10 protein-coding genes and 2 tRNA genes are annotated in these 15217 nt (G+C 66.1%); 9 read left to right on the top strand and 3 right to left on the bottom strand.

Annotated features, from left to right (window positions below; all coding sequences use genetic code 11):
• Positions 1 to 76 precede the first annotated feature (76 nt).
• From lon to ACESLR_RS00210, 5 genes are all read left to right on the top strand, one after another.
• Positions 77 to 2542 (top strand): endopeptidase La, encoded by a 2466-nt coding sequence (lon, locus tag ACESLR_RS00230; RefSeq protein ID WP_373024799.1) that lies wholly within the window; start codon positions 77 to 79, stop codon positions 2540 to 2542.
• Between the two features lie 261 nt (positions 2543 to 2803).
• Positions 2804 to 3076 (top strand): HU family DNA-binding protein, encoded by a 273-nt coding sequence (locus ACESLR_RS00225; RefSeq protein WP_017940837.1) that lies wholly within the window; start codon positions 2804 to 2806, stop codon positions 3074 to 3076.
• An 11-nt stretch (positions 3077 to 3087) separates the two neighbouring features.
• Positions 3088 to 3163 (top strand) — tRNA-Val (locus ACESLR_RS00220).
• A 36-nt stretch (positions 3164 to 3199) separates the two neighbouring features.
• Positions 3200 to 3276 (top strand) — tRNA-Asp (locus ACESLR_RS00215).
• A 469-nt stretch (positions 3277 to 3745) separates the two neighbouring features.
• Positions 3746 to 5635 carry a SurA N-terminal domain-containing protein gene (locus ACESLR_RS00210; RefSeq protein ID WP_373024493.1) on the top strand — a complete coding sequence of 630 codons (1890 nt, stop codon included), beginning with the start codon at positions 3746 to 3748 and terminating at the stop codon, positions 5633 to 5635.
• 311 nt (positions 5636 to 5946) lie between these two features.
• On the opposite strand, the gene ACESLR_RS00205 is transcribed toward ACESLR_RS00210, so the two are convergent.
• Positions 5947 to 6747 (bottom strand): enoyl-ACP reductase, encoded by an 801-nt coding sequence (locus ACESLR_RS00205; RefSeq protein WP_373024494.1) that lies wholly within the window; start codon positions 6745 to 6747, stop codon positions 5947 to 5949.
• Between the two features lie 263 nt (positions 6748 to 7010).
• Between ACESLR_RS00205 and ACESLR_RS00200 the strand changes: the two genes are divergently transcribed.
• From ACESLR_RS00200 to ACESLR_RS00185, 4 genes are read left to right on the top strand one after another with little or no spacing between them, the layout of a single operon-like run.
• Complete coding sequence (locus tag ACESLR_RS00200) at positions 7011 to 8870, top strand: peptide-binding protein (protein WP_373024495.1); 1860 nt, start codon at positions 7011 to 7013, stop codon at positions 8868 to 8870.
• Positions 8871 to 8917: 47 nt separating this feature from the next.
• The gene (locus ACESLR_RS00195; protein ID WP_373024496.1) at positions 8918 to 10297 is read left to right on the top strand and encodes an ABC transporter permease; all 1380 of its coding nucleotides are present in this window, start codon (positions 8918 to 8920) and stop codon (positions 10295 to 10297) included.
• Positions 10290 to 11558 (top strand): ABC transporter permease, encoded by a 1269-nt coding sequence (locus ACESLR_RS00190; RefSeq protein ID WP_373024497.1) that lies wholly within the window; start codon positions 10290 to 10292, stop codon positions 11556 to 11558. The genes ACESLR_RS00195 and ACESLR_RS00190 overlap by 8 nt, the downstream gene beginning before the upstream one ends.
• A 2-nt stretch (positions 11559 to 11560) precedes the next feature.
• Entirely contained in the window at positions 11561 to 13177 is a 1617-nt protein-coding gene (locus tag ACESLR_RS00185; protein WP_373024499.1) for an ABC transporter ATP-binding protein, read from the top strand.
• A 281-nt stretch (positions 13178 to 13458) separates the two neighbouring features.
• Here the strand turns inward: ACESLR_RS00185 and mutM are convergent, their stop codons facing one another.
• Positions 13459 to 14274: a bifunctional DNA-formamidopyrimidine glycosylase/DNA-(apurinic or apyrimidinic site) lyase gene (mutM, locus tag ACESLR_RS00180; RefSeq protein WP_373024500.1), complete on the bottom strand. Its 816-nt coding sequence runs from the start codon at positions 14272 to 14274 to the stop codon at positions 13459 to 13461.
• Positions 14267 to 15214, bottom strand: a complete 948-nt coding sequence (locus ACESLR_RS00175; protein WP_373024501.1) for a pteridine-dependent deoxygenase like protein — start codon at positions 15212 to 15214, stop codon at positions 14267 to 14269. Before ACESLR_RS00175 ends, mutM begins: the two co-directional genes overlap by 8 nt.
• Between the last annotated feature and the right edge of the window lie 3 nt (positions 15215 to 15217).

The raw sequence follows: 15217 nt of genomic DNA, 5'->3' as shown, positions 1-15217 counted from the left end.
GTGTTGCGTCGCCCTTGAAATGGGCGCCGCCGCCCCCACTTCCTCCTGTACATTCGTCCAGCCCTGAGGGGGCAACATGACCGATACCCACTCCTCCCAGAACGAGGTGGACTCCCCCGTCAAGCGCGTCGCGGTGCTGCCGCTGCGCGATGTCGTGGTCTATCCGCACATGGTCATCCCGCTGTTCGTGGGTCGCGAGAAGTCGATCCGCGCGCTGGATTCGGCCATGGCCGAGAACAAGCAGGTCCTGCTGGTCGCGCAGAAGAGCGCGGAGGTCGACGAGCCCGAGGCCGGCGACCTGCACGAGATCGGCACCCTCGGCAATATCCTCCAGCTGCTGCGCCTGCCCGACGGTACCATCAAGGTGCTGGTCGAAGGGGCCCAGCGTGCCCGCGTGATGGACGTCTCTACCACCGGCGACGCCGAGAAGGAGGAGGACTACTTTGTCTCCGACATCCGGCTGATCGACGAGGAATACGATACCGAGGACAAGGAACTCGAGGTTCTCGGACGTTCCGCGCTGAACCAGTTCGAGCAGTACATCAAGCTGAACAAGAAGGTCCCGCCGGAGATCCTGACGTCGCTGGCGGGGATCGACGACACCTCGCGCCTTGCCGATACCATCGCCGCGCACATGTCGCTGAAGCTCGAGGAGAAGCAGCAGGTCCTCGAGATCCCCAACGTGCGCGAACGCCTCGAGCATCTGGTCGCCCGAATCGAGGGCGAGATGGACGTTCTGCAGATCGAGAAGAAGATCCGCGGCCGCGTGAAGCAGCAGATGGAGAAGTCCCAGCGCGAGTACTACCTGAATGAGCAGATGAAGGCCATTCAGAAGGAGCTGGGGGATCTCGAGGACGCGCCGAACGAGCAGGAAGATCTGGCCGAGAAGATCGAGAAGGCCGGGATGCCGGAGGAGGCCAAGAAGAAGGCCACCGCCGAACTGAACAAGCTGAAGATGATGTCGCCGATGTCGGCCGAGGCCACCGTCGTGCGTAGCTACATCGACTGGCTGGTCAACGTCCCGTGGAAGAAGAAGACCCGGGTCAGCAAGGACCTGGCGCGTGCCGAGAAGATCCTTAACGAGGACCACTACGGCCTGGAAGAGGTCAAGGAACGCATCCTCGAGTACCTCGCGGTGCAGTCCCGTGTGCGCAAGCTGAAGGGCCCGATCCTTTGCCTGGTGGGCCCGCCCGGGGTGGGCAAGACCTCGCTGGGGCAGTCCATCGCGCGCGCGACCAATCGCAAGTTCATGCGCATGGCACTGGGCGGGGTTCGTGACGAGGCCGAGATCCGCGGCCATCGCCGCACCTACATCGGTTCGCTGCCGGGCAAGATCATCCAGAACCTGGCCAAGGTGGGTGTGCGCAACCCCCTGTTCCTGCTGGACGAGATCGACAAGATGGCGATGGATTTCCGGGGGGACCCGGCCTCGGCCATGCTCGAGGTGCTGGACCCGGAACAGAACCACACCTTCAGCGACCATTATCTGGAGGTCGACTTCGACCTGTCCGACGTGATGTTCGTGGCGACGGCCAACAGCATGCACATCCCCGGCCCGCTGCTGGACCGCATGGAGGTGATCCGCCTGTCCGGTTACACCGAGGACGAGAAGGTTAATATCGCGCATAACTATTTGCTTGAAAAGCAGATCAAGGCCAACGGTCTGAAGCCGGAGGAGATCCAGATTTCCGACGCGGCGGTCCGCGATATGGTGCGCTACTACACCCGCGAGGCCGGGGTGCGGTCACTTGAGCGCGAGATCGCCAAGGTCTGCCGCAAGGTGGCCAAGCAGCGCCTGCTGGCCAGCGAGAAGGAACGGGCACGGACCACGTCGGTCACGCCGAAGACGCTGGAGAAGTACCTGGGGGTGCGCCGCTTCCGTTTCGGCCTGGCCGAGGAGAACGACCAGATCGGGCAGGTCACCGGCCTGGCCTGGACCGAGGTGGGCGGCGAGCTGCTGACCATCGAGGCCAGCGTGGTCCCGGGCAAGGGGAAGACCCAGCAGACCGGCAAGCTCGGGGATGTGATGCAGGAGTCCATCCATGCCGCCCTGACCGTGGTGCGGTCGCGCGCCGAGGCCCTGGGCCTGGAAGAGAACTTCCATGAGAAGAAGGACCTGCACATCCACGTACCGGAGGGCGCCACGCCCAAGGACGGGCCGTCCGCGGGTATCGGGATGTGCACCGCCATCGTTTCGGCCCTGACGGGGATCCCGGTCCGCGCAGATGTCGCCATGACCGGCGAGATTACCCTGCGCGGCCAGGTTCTGCCGATCGGCGGACTCAAGGAGAAGCTGCTGGCCGCCCATCGCGGCGGGATTCGCACAGTCCTGATCCCGGAGGAAAACGAGAAGGATCTGGTCGACATCCCGAAGAACATCAAGCAGAAGCTCGATATCCGCCCGGTGCGCTGGATCGACGAGGTGCTGGAGGTGGCGCTGACCCACATGCCGGAAGGCAAGGCGGGCGAGGGCCCGGAGAAGGTCGAGGAGGTGGTCAAGCCGGCCAAGGAATCCGGTCGCCGGCGGGTCCGCCATCACTAAGCCTTTGTAATCGGTACCAAAACGCGGACACCGGATTGATCGGTGTCCGCGTTTTTTTTGTGTGTCGGTTCACGTTCGCCCGAAGCCCGGGCACGCCGGACGTTTGACTCGTTTTCGGGGGGCTTGCTATAACCCCATCCGCATCATCTGATTTCGTGCCGAGGGCAGTCGCGGGGCCATGGAGAAAAGGTCCCCGGCTGGTGTAAGCTAGATCCCGTCCGGCAGAAAGCCTGAGTCACCACTGAGATAAGGAAGCGCTTCATGAATAAATCCGAACTGATCGACGCGATCGCGGCGGAAGCCGATGTCCCCAAGGCCCAGGCCGGCCGGATCGTGGATGCCATGGTAAGTGTTGTCGGCGACACGCTCGCCAAGGGTGACCAGGTCTCCCTGGTCGGCTTCGGCACCTTCCTGGTGCGCGAGCGTGAAGCCCGCACCGGCCGCAACCCGCGTACCGGTCAGACCATCCAGATCGCCGCTTCGAAAACGCCTTCGTTCAAGGCTGGCAAAGCGCTGAAGGATCGAGTAAACTAGCGCGCTTTATCGGGTGCTTAGCTCAGTTGGTAGAGCGTCGCCCTTACAAGGCGAATGTCGGCGGTTCGAACCCGTCAGCACCCACCAAGTGCAACCCCGACTCTGGTTGCACTGCATCAATACGGAGCGGTAGTTCAGCTGGTTAGAATACCGGCCTGTCACGCCGGGGGTCGCGGGTTCGAGTCCCGTCCGCTCCGCCAACTCCGAGAAAGGCGCCCTTGTGGCGCCTTTTTCTTTTTTGGCTATTGCGATGCAGGGCGGAAGAAGGTCAAGGGCGTTTGCACCACAGAGGACACGGAGAAGGGAAAGGAATTTGGTTCGGGCGGGCAGGGCGCTTAGCCCCGGGAATCGAATCGGGGCGCGTTCTCCCTCGCAGTCGAATCGACGGGGCCCATGCCATGATTCTGGCGCGGACCGCGCTAACGCGTGGCTGGGCCCTCGGCGCAACTTCGATCCCTTCCAAAGACGCGATTCTCTGGCCTTCACGTGGTTCGGTATTGTCTTTCTCCGTGCCCTCCGTGTCCTCTGTGGTGCAATAACGCTTGATCGTGCTGACCTTCTTCGTGCCTTCGTGGTCGGCCCTCAAGCGCAGACGCGCGCCGGCGTGCCTGCTACCATCAGCGGCTGATTCCCGATTCCCTCTCCACGGCGGAACGAGCAGAGACCATCATGTTGCAAGCGATTCGTGATCGGGCGAGCGGCTGGCTCGCCTATGTGATCATCGGCCTGATCACCATTCCCTTTGCCCTGTGGGGGCTCGGGGAATATTTCGGCGGGGCCGGCCCGCAGGTGGCGGCCGAGGTGAACGGCACGGATATCGCGGTTCGCGACGTGCATCAGGAGGCGCGCACCCAGCGCGACCAGATGGCGCAGATGTTCGGCGGCGAGATTCCCGATGACCTCCTCGACGAGCAGGGTATCCGGCTACAGGCCCTGGAGACGCTGATTCGGCAGGAACTGCTGCGCCAGGCCGCCGATTCCGCCGGGTTCAAGGCCGCGGGAGACAGTGTGCTGCGCGAGATCCGCGCGATGCCGGTGTTTCAGGAGGAGGATCGCTTCAGCCGCGAACGCTACAGTCAGTTGCTGAATGCCCAGCGGATCAGTCCGGCGGATTTCGAGCAGGACATCGCCCGCAGCATCGTCATGTCGCAGATCCAGCGTGGTCTTCAGGCCACCGGCGTGGTGCCGGAGGCCCTGATCGAGGACTTCAGCCGCCTGCGCAATCAGACTCGGGTCGCGAGCTGGACCATCTTCTCCGCGGACGACTTCGACCGCCCCGACGTGGTCGACGATGACGCCATCCAGGAATACTACGAGGCCAATCCGGACGAGTTCACCACGACCGAACGTGTACGCGTGAACTATCTGCGTCTGGATCCGGAAGGCCTGGAGGCCGGGGTCGAGGTGAGCGAGGATGAGGTGCGGGAGCACTATCGGATGAATCGCAGCCGCTACGAGGAGCCGGAGCTGCGCGAGGTGCGCCAGATCCGTATTCAGGACACGGGCGAGGACGGTGAGGCCCGCATCCGCGAGATACGTGAGCGTCTGGAGGACGGCGAGGACTTCGCCGAGCTGGCCGAGGAATACTCGGAGGACAGCCTGACAGCCGATCGAGGTGGCCGCCTTGGGGAGATTGCGCGCGGTGATCTGGATTCCACCCTGGAGACGGTGATCTTCACCCTGCCGGAGGATCTGATCAGCCAGCCGGTGCGAACCGAGCGCGGGTGGTTCGTCCTCGAGGTCACCGATATCCAGGAAGTGCAGCCGCAGCCGTTGGAGGAGGTTCGCGACGAGGTCGAGCAGGATCTGCGCGACCGTACCGCCGAACAGATGCAGATTGACGCCCTGGACGATTTGATGGCGCTGGCGATCGAATTCCCGGACAGCCTGGAACCGGCGGCCGATGCGACGGGCCTGGAAATCCAGACGAGTGACTGGTTCTCTCGCGATTCCGGTGAGGGCATTGCGAATCACCGATCGATTCGCGAGGCGGCGTTTGATCCGCGGGTGCTGGAGGACGGCAACAACAGCGAGGCGATTGATCTGGAGGATGGTTCGACCGTGGTGCTGCGCATCGACGAACACGAGCCGTCGGAGGTGCGTCCTCTGGCCGAGGTGGAGGACGAAATCCGTGATGGTCTGCAGCGCCAGGCGGCCGCCGATGCCGCGCGAGAAGAGGGCGAGGCGTTGATCGAGCGCCTGCACGACGCCGATGACTGGACGGCGGAGGTCGAGGGGGACGCCGATTGGAACCGCTCGGTCGAGGTCACGCGCGACCGGGCGGCCGAGCTGCCTACCGGGTTGCAGGATCACCTGTTCCGTCTGCCGGCCCCGGGCGAGGGCGCGGTGGAGATCGCCGGTGCCCGGATCGGGGGCGGTGATTTCGCGGTGACCGTGCTGGAAGAGGTGCGCATGGACGAGGACGAGGTCGATGCGGCGGCGCGCCAGGAAGCGCGTGATCAGCTCGGCAATGCCTACGGGAGTGCGGAGTTCCGTGCCTATCTGGCCTGGCTGGAAGAGCAGGCGGACATTGAGCGCTTCCCGGAGGCGCTCGACTAGCCTGAATCGGCGTGCCGGGAGGTCATAGGACGTTCCGCCACGACGGACACGGAGAAAGTCGATCGCGTTTGCCCGCACGGGGCGGGTCTCACCGGATCCCGCCGGCTATGAAGCCGTGCAGATCCTCCGCTTCCTCGGTGCACCCGGTGGTTGAACGCCCTTGCCGGGTCGTCCGTGATACAGAACGGGCTTGACTGGCCGAGGCAGGGTTGCGGCCCGCAGACATGGAAAAGCCCGGCTTCGCTCACGCGGGCCGGGCTTTTCCATTCCTGCCGCCTGAAGAGGCGACATGAAGGCTGGAAGCGGGCGAGCTACTTGTCGAGACCAATCTCGGCCGCGCCCAGGCCGACCGTGTTGTAGCCGGAGTCCACGTACATCACCTCGCCGGTGATCCCGGCTGCGAGATCGGAGCAGAGGAAGGCGCCGGCGTTGCCAACCTGCTCGGTGGTCACGTTTCGCCGCAGCGGGGCGTTGGCCTCGACGTGGTCCAGGATGCGCTTGAAATCGCCGATTCCGGAGGCCGCGAGGGTGCGGATCGGGCCGGCGGAGATCGCGTTCACGCGGGTGCCCTCCGGCCCCAGGTTGTACGCGAGGTAGCGCACGTTGGCCTCCAGGCTCGCCTTGGCCAGACCCATCACGTTGTAGTTGGGCATGGAGCGTTCGGCTCCCAGATAGCTGAGGGTCAGGATGGAAGCGTCGCGATCCTTCATCATGCCGCGTCCGGCCTTGGCCAGAGCCGCGAGGCTGTAGGAGCTGACGTCATGCGCGATGCGGAATCCGTCGCGGGTCATGTTGTCGAGGAAGTCGCCCTCCAACTGCTCCTTGGGCGCGAAGGCCACCGAGTGCACCAGGATGTCGATCCCGTCCCAGTAGTCGTCCAGGTGTTCGAAGACCTGCTCGATCTCGCGGTCGTCTTCGACGTTGCAGGGCACGAGGATGTCGGAATCGAAATCCGCGACCAGCTTTTCAACGCGATCGCGCAGGCGCTCGTTCTGATAGGTAAAGGCGAGCTCGGCGCCCTCGCGATGCATGGCCGCGGCAATGCCGTAGGCGATGGAACGGTTACTGGCAACGCCGACGATGAGTGCGCGCTTGCCCTTCAGAAAACCCATTTGAAACTCCTTGGCTCAGATCCGTGCCGACGCACCCGGGCGGGTCGTCGCGACGGCGTCCGACCGCCGGCGGAACCGGGGGGCGGACGCGACTGTCTCCGGATCATACCGATGTGCCGCAAGCGCGGCCAGCACCCGGTGAGCCGGAGCAAGTGGCTTGCTATAGTGCCGGTGTCTGCCCGATACCCGCGGTCCCCGTGATCGCTCGCCCGGGGTCCCGCAACGGGATGGCCGGACCGCCACAGCAACAAGCCGGAGGCCCTGTGAGTCGTCATTTTGGTTGGATCGTGACCCTGATCGTGCTGGGCATCCTGCTGTTGCTGGTGATGGTCCAGATCGACCGCCAGTGGCAGCGCATGGCCGGCATGCAAAGCACCATGAGCGAGCAGGCCCGGGACTTGCGGGCGCTGCGGCGCAGCCTGCAGGGGCTGGAATCGGATCTCGCGTCCGGGCGCTTTGCCGGCATGGAGGCAGATCAGGCCCCGCGGGTCGACGAGGTGCCATCGGCCTTCCGCCGCGCGGCCCGGTCGGTGGAGCAGGAGGACTACGCCGAAGGCGACTGGCTGGTGCAGGCCTTTGGCACGGGGCTGGACACGATCACGCCGTATGTCTCCTCCGACGCTTACGCGTCCGAGGTGCAGAATTACGTGCTCGAGTCACTGGTGGTGCGCGACCCGGAGTCGCTGGAGTGGCAGGGGCTGCTGGCCGAGTCCTGGGAATTCGACGATAGCGGCACGGAACTGACCTTCCAGCTGCGCCCGGGGCTTCAGTTCTCCGACGGTGAGCCGCTGACGGCCGAGGACATCGAGTTCACCTTCGATTTCCTGATGACCGATGCCATCGCGGTCCCGCGGGCGCGTGCCTTCCTGGAAAAGGTCGAGGCGGTCGAGGCGACGGATGAACGCACGGTCCGGTTCACCTTCGAGGAGCCGTACTTCGATGCCATGCGAGTTGCCGGTGGCCTGGACGTGCTGCCGAAGCACTTTTACGAGCGCTACCTGGAAGAGCCCGAGACCTTCAACGAGTCGCGGGGGATCCTGCTCGGCTCCGGGCCGTACCGTCTGGAGGATCCGTCTGGCTGGACCCCGGACGCCGGACGCATCGAGCTGGAGCGCAACCCACGGTACTGGGGGCCGGTGGAGCCGCCGCTGGACCGGCTGGTGTGGCGCGTGATCCAGAACGACAGCGCGCGTCTGACAACTTTCCGCAACCAGGACATCGATGTCTACAGCGCACGACCGCGCGAATATGCCCGGCTGCGCGACGACGAGGCGCTGCGCGAGCGCGCGGATACCCACGAATACATGAGCCCCACGGCGGGGTATTCCTTCATCGCCTGGAACCAGCAGCGCGATGACGAGCCGACGCGATTCGCCGACCCGCGGGTACGCAAGGCGATGAGCTACCTGACCGATATCGACCGGCTGATCGAGGAGGTTATGCTGGGCTATGCCGAACGGGCGATCTCGCCGTTCTCCCCACGCAGCGAGCAGCATAATCCCGATCTCGAGCCGATCCCGTATGACGTCGAGCGCGCCACGGAACTGCTGGCCGAGGCCGGCTATCGCGAGCGCAACCGTGATGGCGTACTGGTCGACGAGGACGGCGAGCCGTTCTCCTTCGAACTGACCTACTTCCAGGACAACGAGGACACCCGCCGGATCGCGCTGTTCCTGCGCGACCTGTATGCCCGTGCCGGCGTCGAGATGAAACCGCAGCCGACCGAGTGGTCCGTGATGCTCGAAAAGCTCAGCCGCCAGGACTTCGATGCCATCACACTGGGGTGGACCAGTGGCGTCGAGGTGGATATCTACCAGATGTTCCACTCCAGCCAGACCGTCTCCGGTGGCGACAACTTTATCCACTACGAGAACCCTGAAATGGACGCCGTCATCGAGGAGGCGCGCGGCGAGGTGGACGAGTCCGCGCGCATGGACCTGTGGCGCGAGGCCGAGCGCATCCTGCTGGAGGACCAGCCGTACACTTTCCTGATGCGACGTCAGACCCTGGCCTTCATCGACCGGCGCATCCAGAACCTGGAGCAGACCGCGCTGGGGCTCAATCTGGGCGCGGTTCCGCTGGAGATCTACGTCCCGTTCGAACAGCAGCGCTACGGGCAGTAGCCGGCGATGCGCATGGCAGCGGAAGGGGCGGGAGGCCGGCGCGCGCGATGCTGACCTATATCCTGCGCCGCATGATCCTGATGGTGCCGACCCTGGTCGGCATCACCGTGGTGGTTTTTGCCGTGATGGCGGCCGCGCCCGGTGGCATCAGCGCCCTGACCCTGGTGGAGGGCCAGGGCCTGGAGCCGCAGGCGCAAAAGGCGATGGAAGAGTACTACAACCGCCTCTATGGCCTGGATCAGCCGGCACCGGTGCAATTCGGGCGCTGGCTGAACAATATCTCGCCGGTGGGTTTTGCCCAGGACGAGGATGGCTCGTTGACGGGATGGCCCCACTTCAAGGTCCCCAATCTGGGCACCAGCTTCCGCTACGGTCGGCCGGTGACCGACCTGATCGCGGAACGCCTGCCAATCACGCTGTTGCTGAACGTTTTGTCCATCCCCCTGATCTACATCGTTGCGGTCGCCGTGGGGGTGCGGGCGGCCACCCAGCATGGTCAGGCCTTCGACTCGCAGTCCGGCGTGGTGCTGCTGGCCCTGTGGTCGGTTCCGACCATGCTGGCGGGAGTTTTGCTGATCGGCTTTTTTGCCTCTGACCAGTTCTGGCAGTGGTTCCCCACCGGGGGGCTCAGCCAGCGTGCGGCGCTGGACATGACCTTCCTGCCCACGGTGGAGGTGGTCTGGGCGCTGCCGTTGCTGCTGATCCTACCGTTTCTGGGGACGGCCCTGGGGGTCTACCTCGCTCGTGCCCTGCCCGCCCTGATTCGCGGCGGACTCGGCGCCGTGCTCGGGGCGCTCTGTGGCTGGCTGATGTTCCGCGATCTGGCGATGGCCGGGATGGTCAGTACAGCCGTGGCCGTGATCATCGGGGTCGCGGTGGGCTGGCTGATCGCGCACAGCGACTGGGGTGTACTGCGCGGCTTCTACCTGGGCACGCTGGGGCTGGGCGCCGGGCTGGCGCTGGCCCTCGGACTGGCGCCGGGGGACATGGTGCCGGGCTTCCTGCTGGACCGGGCCTGGCACCTGGTGCTGCCGGTCCTGTGCCTGTCCTACGGCGGGCTGGCGTTCCTGGCCAAGCTGTCGCGTTCGGCGGTGCTGGAGAACCTGACCTCGGACTACGCGCGCACGGCGCGCGCCAAGGGGGTGGCCGAGCACGACGTGCTGTGGCGCCACGTGTTCCGCAATTCCCTGCTGCCGCTGATCACCGTGTCGGCCACCCTGTTGCCCTCGCTGCTGGCGGGCTCGGTCATCGTGGAGGCGATCTTTTCCATCGACGGCATGGGCAAGCTGGCGGTGGAGGCGGTGCAGACCCGCGACCGCGAGCTGGTGCTGTCGATCACCCTGATCTCCGGCATGCTCACCCTGGTTGGCTACCTGCTGGCCGATCTTGCTTATGCCATCGTCGACCCGCGGGTGAACTATGACTGAGGCCCGATCCAATCCGGGAACCGGGGAGCGCCGCAGTCGTTCCTGGGTGCGGCGTGTGGTGGGCGAGATCCTGCTGCGCTGGGGGGCGCGTCTCGGGATCGCCTGGATCGCGCTGCTGACGCTGGTGGCGATCTTCGCACCGGTGCTGGCGACGTCCTACCCGCTGCTGCTGCAGACTGCCGACGGCGCGTGGTCCATGCCGTTTCTGCGCTACCTGACGGCGGCGGACGTGACTCTGTTCGGGATGCTGGTGCTGGCGTTGGTCTTCTGGCGCCTGCCCGGGCGCCCGTGGCGGCGCTTGGGCTTGTGGGCGGTGCTTGGTGCGGTACTGGCCGTGGTCGCCTGGCAGACGGTGTCGCCGCCATCGTTGGTGATCCACGAGCAGTACCGCGAGGCCGAACGGATGGGCGAGTACCAGACGGTGATTCGCGCGCCGATCCCGTATTCGCCGCGCGACTACCTGCGCGACTACGCCGACACCGGGCTGGAGGCTCCGCGCGAGTCCCCCGAGCGGGTGCACTGGTTCGGTACCGACGACACCGGCGCGGACGTGCTCTCGCGCATGATCCATGCCTCGCGGATCGCGCTGTCCATTGGCTTCATCGCGACCGGAATCGCGCTGGGGATCGGCGTGATCCTCGGTGGTTTGATGGGCTATTTCTCGGGGATCGTAGACATGATCGGGATGCGCCTGGTGGAGATATTCGAGGCCATCCCGACGCTGTTCCTGTTGCTGACGTTTGTCGCCTTCTTCGGGCGCTCGCTGTACCTGATGATGCTGATCATCGGCCTGACGTCGTGGTCGGGCTATGCGCGCTACGTGCGCGCGGAGTTCCTGCGCCTGCGCCAGCAGGACTTTGTTCAGGGCGCCATCGCGTCGGGGCTGTCGCTGCCGTCGATCCTGTTCCGGCACATGCTGCCGAACGGGATCGCGCCGATCCTGGTCGCCGCCAGCTTCGGCGTGGCGTCAGCGATCCTCGCCGAGGCCACGCTCTCGTTCCTCGGCCTGGGGCTGGTCGATGATCCCTCCTGGGGGCAGATGCTGAACCAGGCCGTACAAAGCTCCACCTTCAACTGGTGGATGGCGGCCTTTCCCGGCGGGGCGATCTTCCTGACCGTGTTCGCCTACAACCTGATCGGCGAGGCCCTGCGCGACGCGGTCGACCCGCACGCCCGTTCGGCGGCGCGCACTGCCAATCGCGACGCCGATGCCCGTCCGGCCGCCGGCGCTGCTGGTGCCACCAGTGGCGGGGTGCGCTGATCATGCTGGAGGTCCGCAACCTGCAGATCCGTCACCGCGACAGCGCCGAGGCGCTGGTCGAGGATGCGAGCTTTACCATCCGCGCGGGCGAACTGTTCGCCCTGGTGGGTGAATCGGGCTCCGGCAAGTCGATCACTGCGCTGGCGATCATGCGCCTGCTGGATGCGGGCTTCGAGCGTCCCACGGGCGAGGTCTGGCTGGCCGGGCACGAAGGTCGACAGGAATTGCTGGGACTGCCGTCCACGGCGATGCAGCACGTGCGCGGCGACCGTGTCGGCATGATCTTTCAGGAGCCGATGACCTCGCTGAACCCGGTGCTGACCGTGGGCGACCAGATCGAGGAGGTGCTGCGCCTGCACCGCCCGCAGATGAGTCCGGAGCAGCGCGCCGCGCGGACCCTGGAGGTCCTGCGCGAGGTGCAGCTGCCGAACCCCGAGCAGCGCCGCGACGAGTTTCCGCACAAGCTCTCAGGCGGCCAGCGCCAGCGCGTTATGATCGCCATGGCCCTGGTTGCCGAGCCAGATCTGCTGATCGCGGACGAGCCGACCACCGCGCTGGACGTGACCATCCAGGCCGAGATCCTGAAGCTGATCGACCACCTGCGCGAGAAGAACGGCATGGCGGTACTGCTGATCACCCACGACTTCGGGGTGGTTGCCTCGGTGGCCGATCGCGTGGCGGTGATGCGCAAGGGGCGCCTGGTGGAGCAAGGGGAATGCCTGCCGCTTCTGCGCGATCCGCAGGATGCCTATACCCGCAAGCTGATCCAGGCGCTGCCGGAGAACCTGCCACCGCTGCCGCCGGTGCCGGGAGCGGGGCGAGACGCGTTGTTGCAGGTGTCCGGGCTGCAGGTGCACTTCCCGGTGCTGAAGGGACTGTTGCGCCGTCAGGTGGACGTGGTACGGGCGGTGGACGACGTCAGTTTCGAACTGGACAACGGCGAGGTGTTGGCGGTGGTGGGCGAGTCCGGCTGCGGCAAGACCACGCTGGGTCGGGCCCTCCTGCGTCTGGTCGAGCCCACCGGTGGCGAGATCTGCTACCGCGGCGAGTCGCTGACCCGTATGCCACGCAAGCCGCTGCGCCGGCTGCGGCGCCACTTGCAGGTGGTGTTCCAGGACCCGGCCTCGTCGCTGAACCCGCGCCTGAACGTGCTCACGCTTCTCACCGAACCGATGGCGGTGCACGGGATCGGCGCGAACCAGGATGAACGGATTGCCCTGGCCGGCCGGGTACTGGATCAGGTGGCGTTGCCGGAAGATACCCTGTGGCGCTATCCGCACGAGTTCTCCGGTGGCCAGCGCCAGCGTATCGCCATCGCGCGGGCGCTGGTGCTGGATCCGGACGTGATCATCTGCGACGAGGTCACCAGCGCTCTGGACGTGTCGGTACAGGCCGAGGTGCTGCAGATCCTCGGCCGACTGCGTGCAGAGCGGCGTCTGGCGATGATCTTTATCACCCACGACATGGGTGTGGTGGAGTACTTCTCCGACCGCATGCTGGTCATGCACGACGGGCGCATGGAGGAGATTGGCACCACCGCCGAGGTGCTGGCCAATCCGCAGGCCGACTACACCCGGCACCTGCTGAGCGCCGTGCCGCGCGTGTCGCGCTATCTGTAAGCCCGCCCCTCCCGTTTCGGGGACCGGCAGCCTTTCGCTGGCCATGCCTGTTGGGGACACCACAGAGTGCACCGCGCACGCGGCGCAATTCGATCATGGGGGTCGCAGGATGGTGCCATTTCGAACCGGGGCACGTTGTTTGGGCCTCCCCGCGGAGAAGTGCCGCAGGCCTGGGTGCGTTTTGGGCGCCCCACCGCATCGAATCCTTTCTTGCGTTCCCCTGCGTCCTCCGTGCCCTCCGAGTGAACAACAAGCCTTGCGACGCTGTGACGGAGCAGGATTTACTTCTGGCAGGTGGGGCAGTAGCTGCTGGCGCGCTGCCCGATGCGGCGGGTGCGCAGGACGCTGGCACATACGTGGCAGGTTTCCCCGGCGCGTCCGTACACCCGTAGGGACTGGCGGAAATAGCCGTGTGTGCCGTCCTCGCGCAGGAAGTCGCGCAGGGTGGTCCCGCCCTGTTGGATGGCCTCGGCCAGCACGGCCTTGACGTGCGCCGCCAGCCGCTGGTACTCGACGCGGGTCACCCGGCCGGCCGCGCGCCCCGGGCGGACCCCGGCGAGGAACAGGGCCTCGGTGGCGTAGATATTGCCGACCCCGACCACGTTGGCCTGGTCCATGAGAAAGGCCTTCACCGGGCCGCGACGGCCGCGGCTGCGCCGGAACAGGTAGTCGCCGCCAAACGCGGGGTCCAGCGGTTCTGGCCCCAGTCCCGCCAGCAACGGGTGGGGGCTGCCGTCGGACGGGAGTGGCAGGCAGCAGCCGAAGCGGCGCGGGTCATGCAGCCGGAGCTGGTACCCGTTGTCGAGATGCAGGATCAGGTGGTCGTGCCGGCGCAAGGGGGTCTCCGGCGTGCAGTGGCGCAGGCTGCCGGACATTCCCAGGTGCAGGAGCAGGCCCGCACGGTCGGTTTCCAGCAGCAGGTATTTCGCGCGGCGGGCGAGGCCACGCACGCGGGCGCCGGCCAGCTGCGGGGCCAGCTCGCCCGGCACCGGCCAGCGCAGGCGCGAGTCACGGACCTCGAAGGCCGTGATGCGCCGTCCCGCCAGCAGGCGTGCGAGGCCGCGCCGGGTGGTCTCGACCTCCGGCAGTTCAGGCATGTACGCCCTCGATCTCCAGAAGCAGTTCCTGGCGACAGATGTCGCCGCGCACCCATTGCACGGTGGGGCCCGGCTGGACGGCCTTGTAGTGTTCTGCCAGCACGGCGGCAACGCGGGATCGATGTTCAGGGTGGCGCAGGTAAACCCGCAGCCAAGACGGTCGGGGAAGTTCGCGCCCGGCGGTGTCATGCAGTGCCTGGAGGTTGGCGAGGGTCTCGTGTGCCTGGGCGACGACGTTGTCGGGATGCCGGCTCTCGTGGCCGACAATGCTGGCGGTCCCGGAGAGCAGGACCAGCGGGCCGTCGTTCGTGGCCAGACGGGTGGCGCGGGCAAAGGTCGGGCTCTTCGGGCTGTAGCGCTCCGGGTAGTGATAGGCGCTGACCTGCCGGGGGTTTTCGATCGGCTCGGCCGGGGTCCGGGTGGCGATGAGATAGATGATCAGCGTGCGCTGGTCGCTGCCGATCGCGGTTGCCGCGGGCATCCCTGCCTGCGGAATCTCCAGGGCCTCCAGGGCGTCCGCCCGGCCCATGCAGAACGCCTGGTAACGTTCGATGCCGTTCTCCTCGGCGTGGATGTCGCCGAAGAAGTTCCAGATGCGGGCCAGGTGCTCGAAACCCCGCGCGCGGCAGGCGTCGAGCAGCGCCCGGTAGGCCGCTTCCGTCTGGACCCGCAAATCGTGGTCCGGCCCGACCCAGGTCGCGAACAGGACCTCGTCGTATTCCAGCAGGTGGAGGGGTCCTTCGTGGCTCGCCTTCGGCGTTCCCTGGGCCGTCCAGCACTCGGCATAGTCGTCCGGTTCCAGCGCACGCAGACCGGGATGCACCTCCAGTAGACGGCGGCCACCCTCGATCCCTGCCGGATCGCGTAAACGGATGCGCAGCCCCGAGTCGGGGCCTGCGGCGGCTTCCGGTATGAGCTGGCTGCGCAGGGTGAGAGGCATCGC

The sequence above is a fragment of the Thioalkalivibrio sp. genome, assembly GCF_041685615.1.
Taxonomy (GTDB): domain Bacteria; phylum Pseudomonadota; class Gammaproteobacteria; order Ectothiorhodospirales; family Ectothiorhodospiraceae; genus Thioalkalivibrio.
The sequence above is the reverse complement of the archived record's forward strand: the minus strand, read 5'-3'. Positions and strand labels throughout refer to the sequence as shown.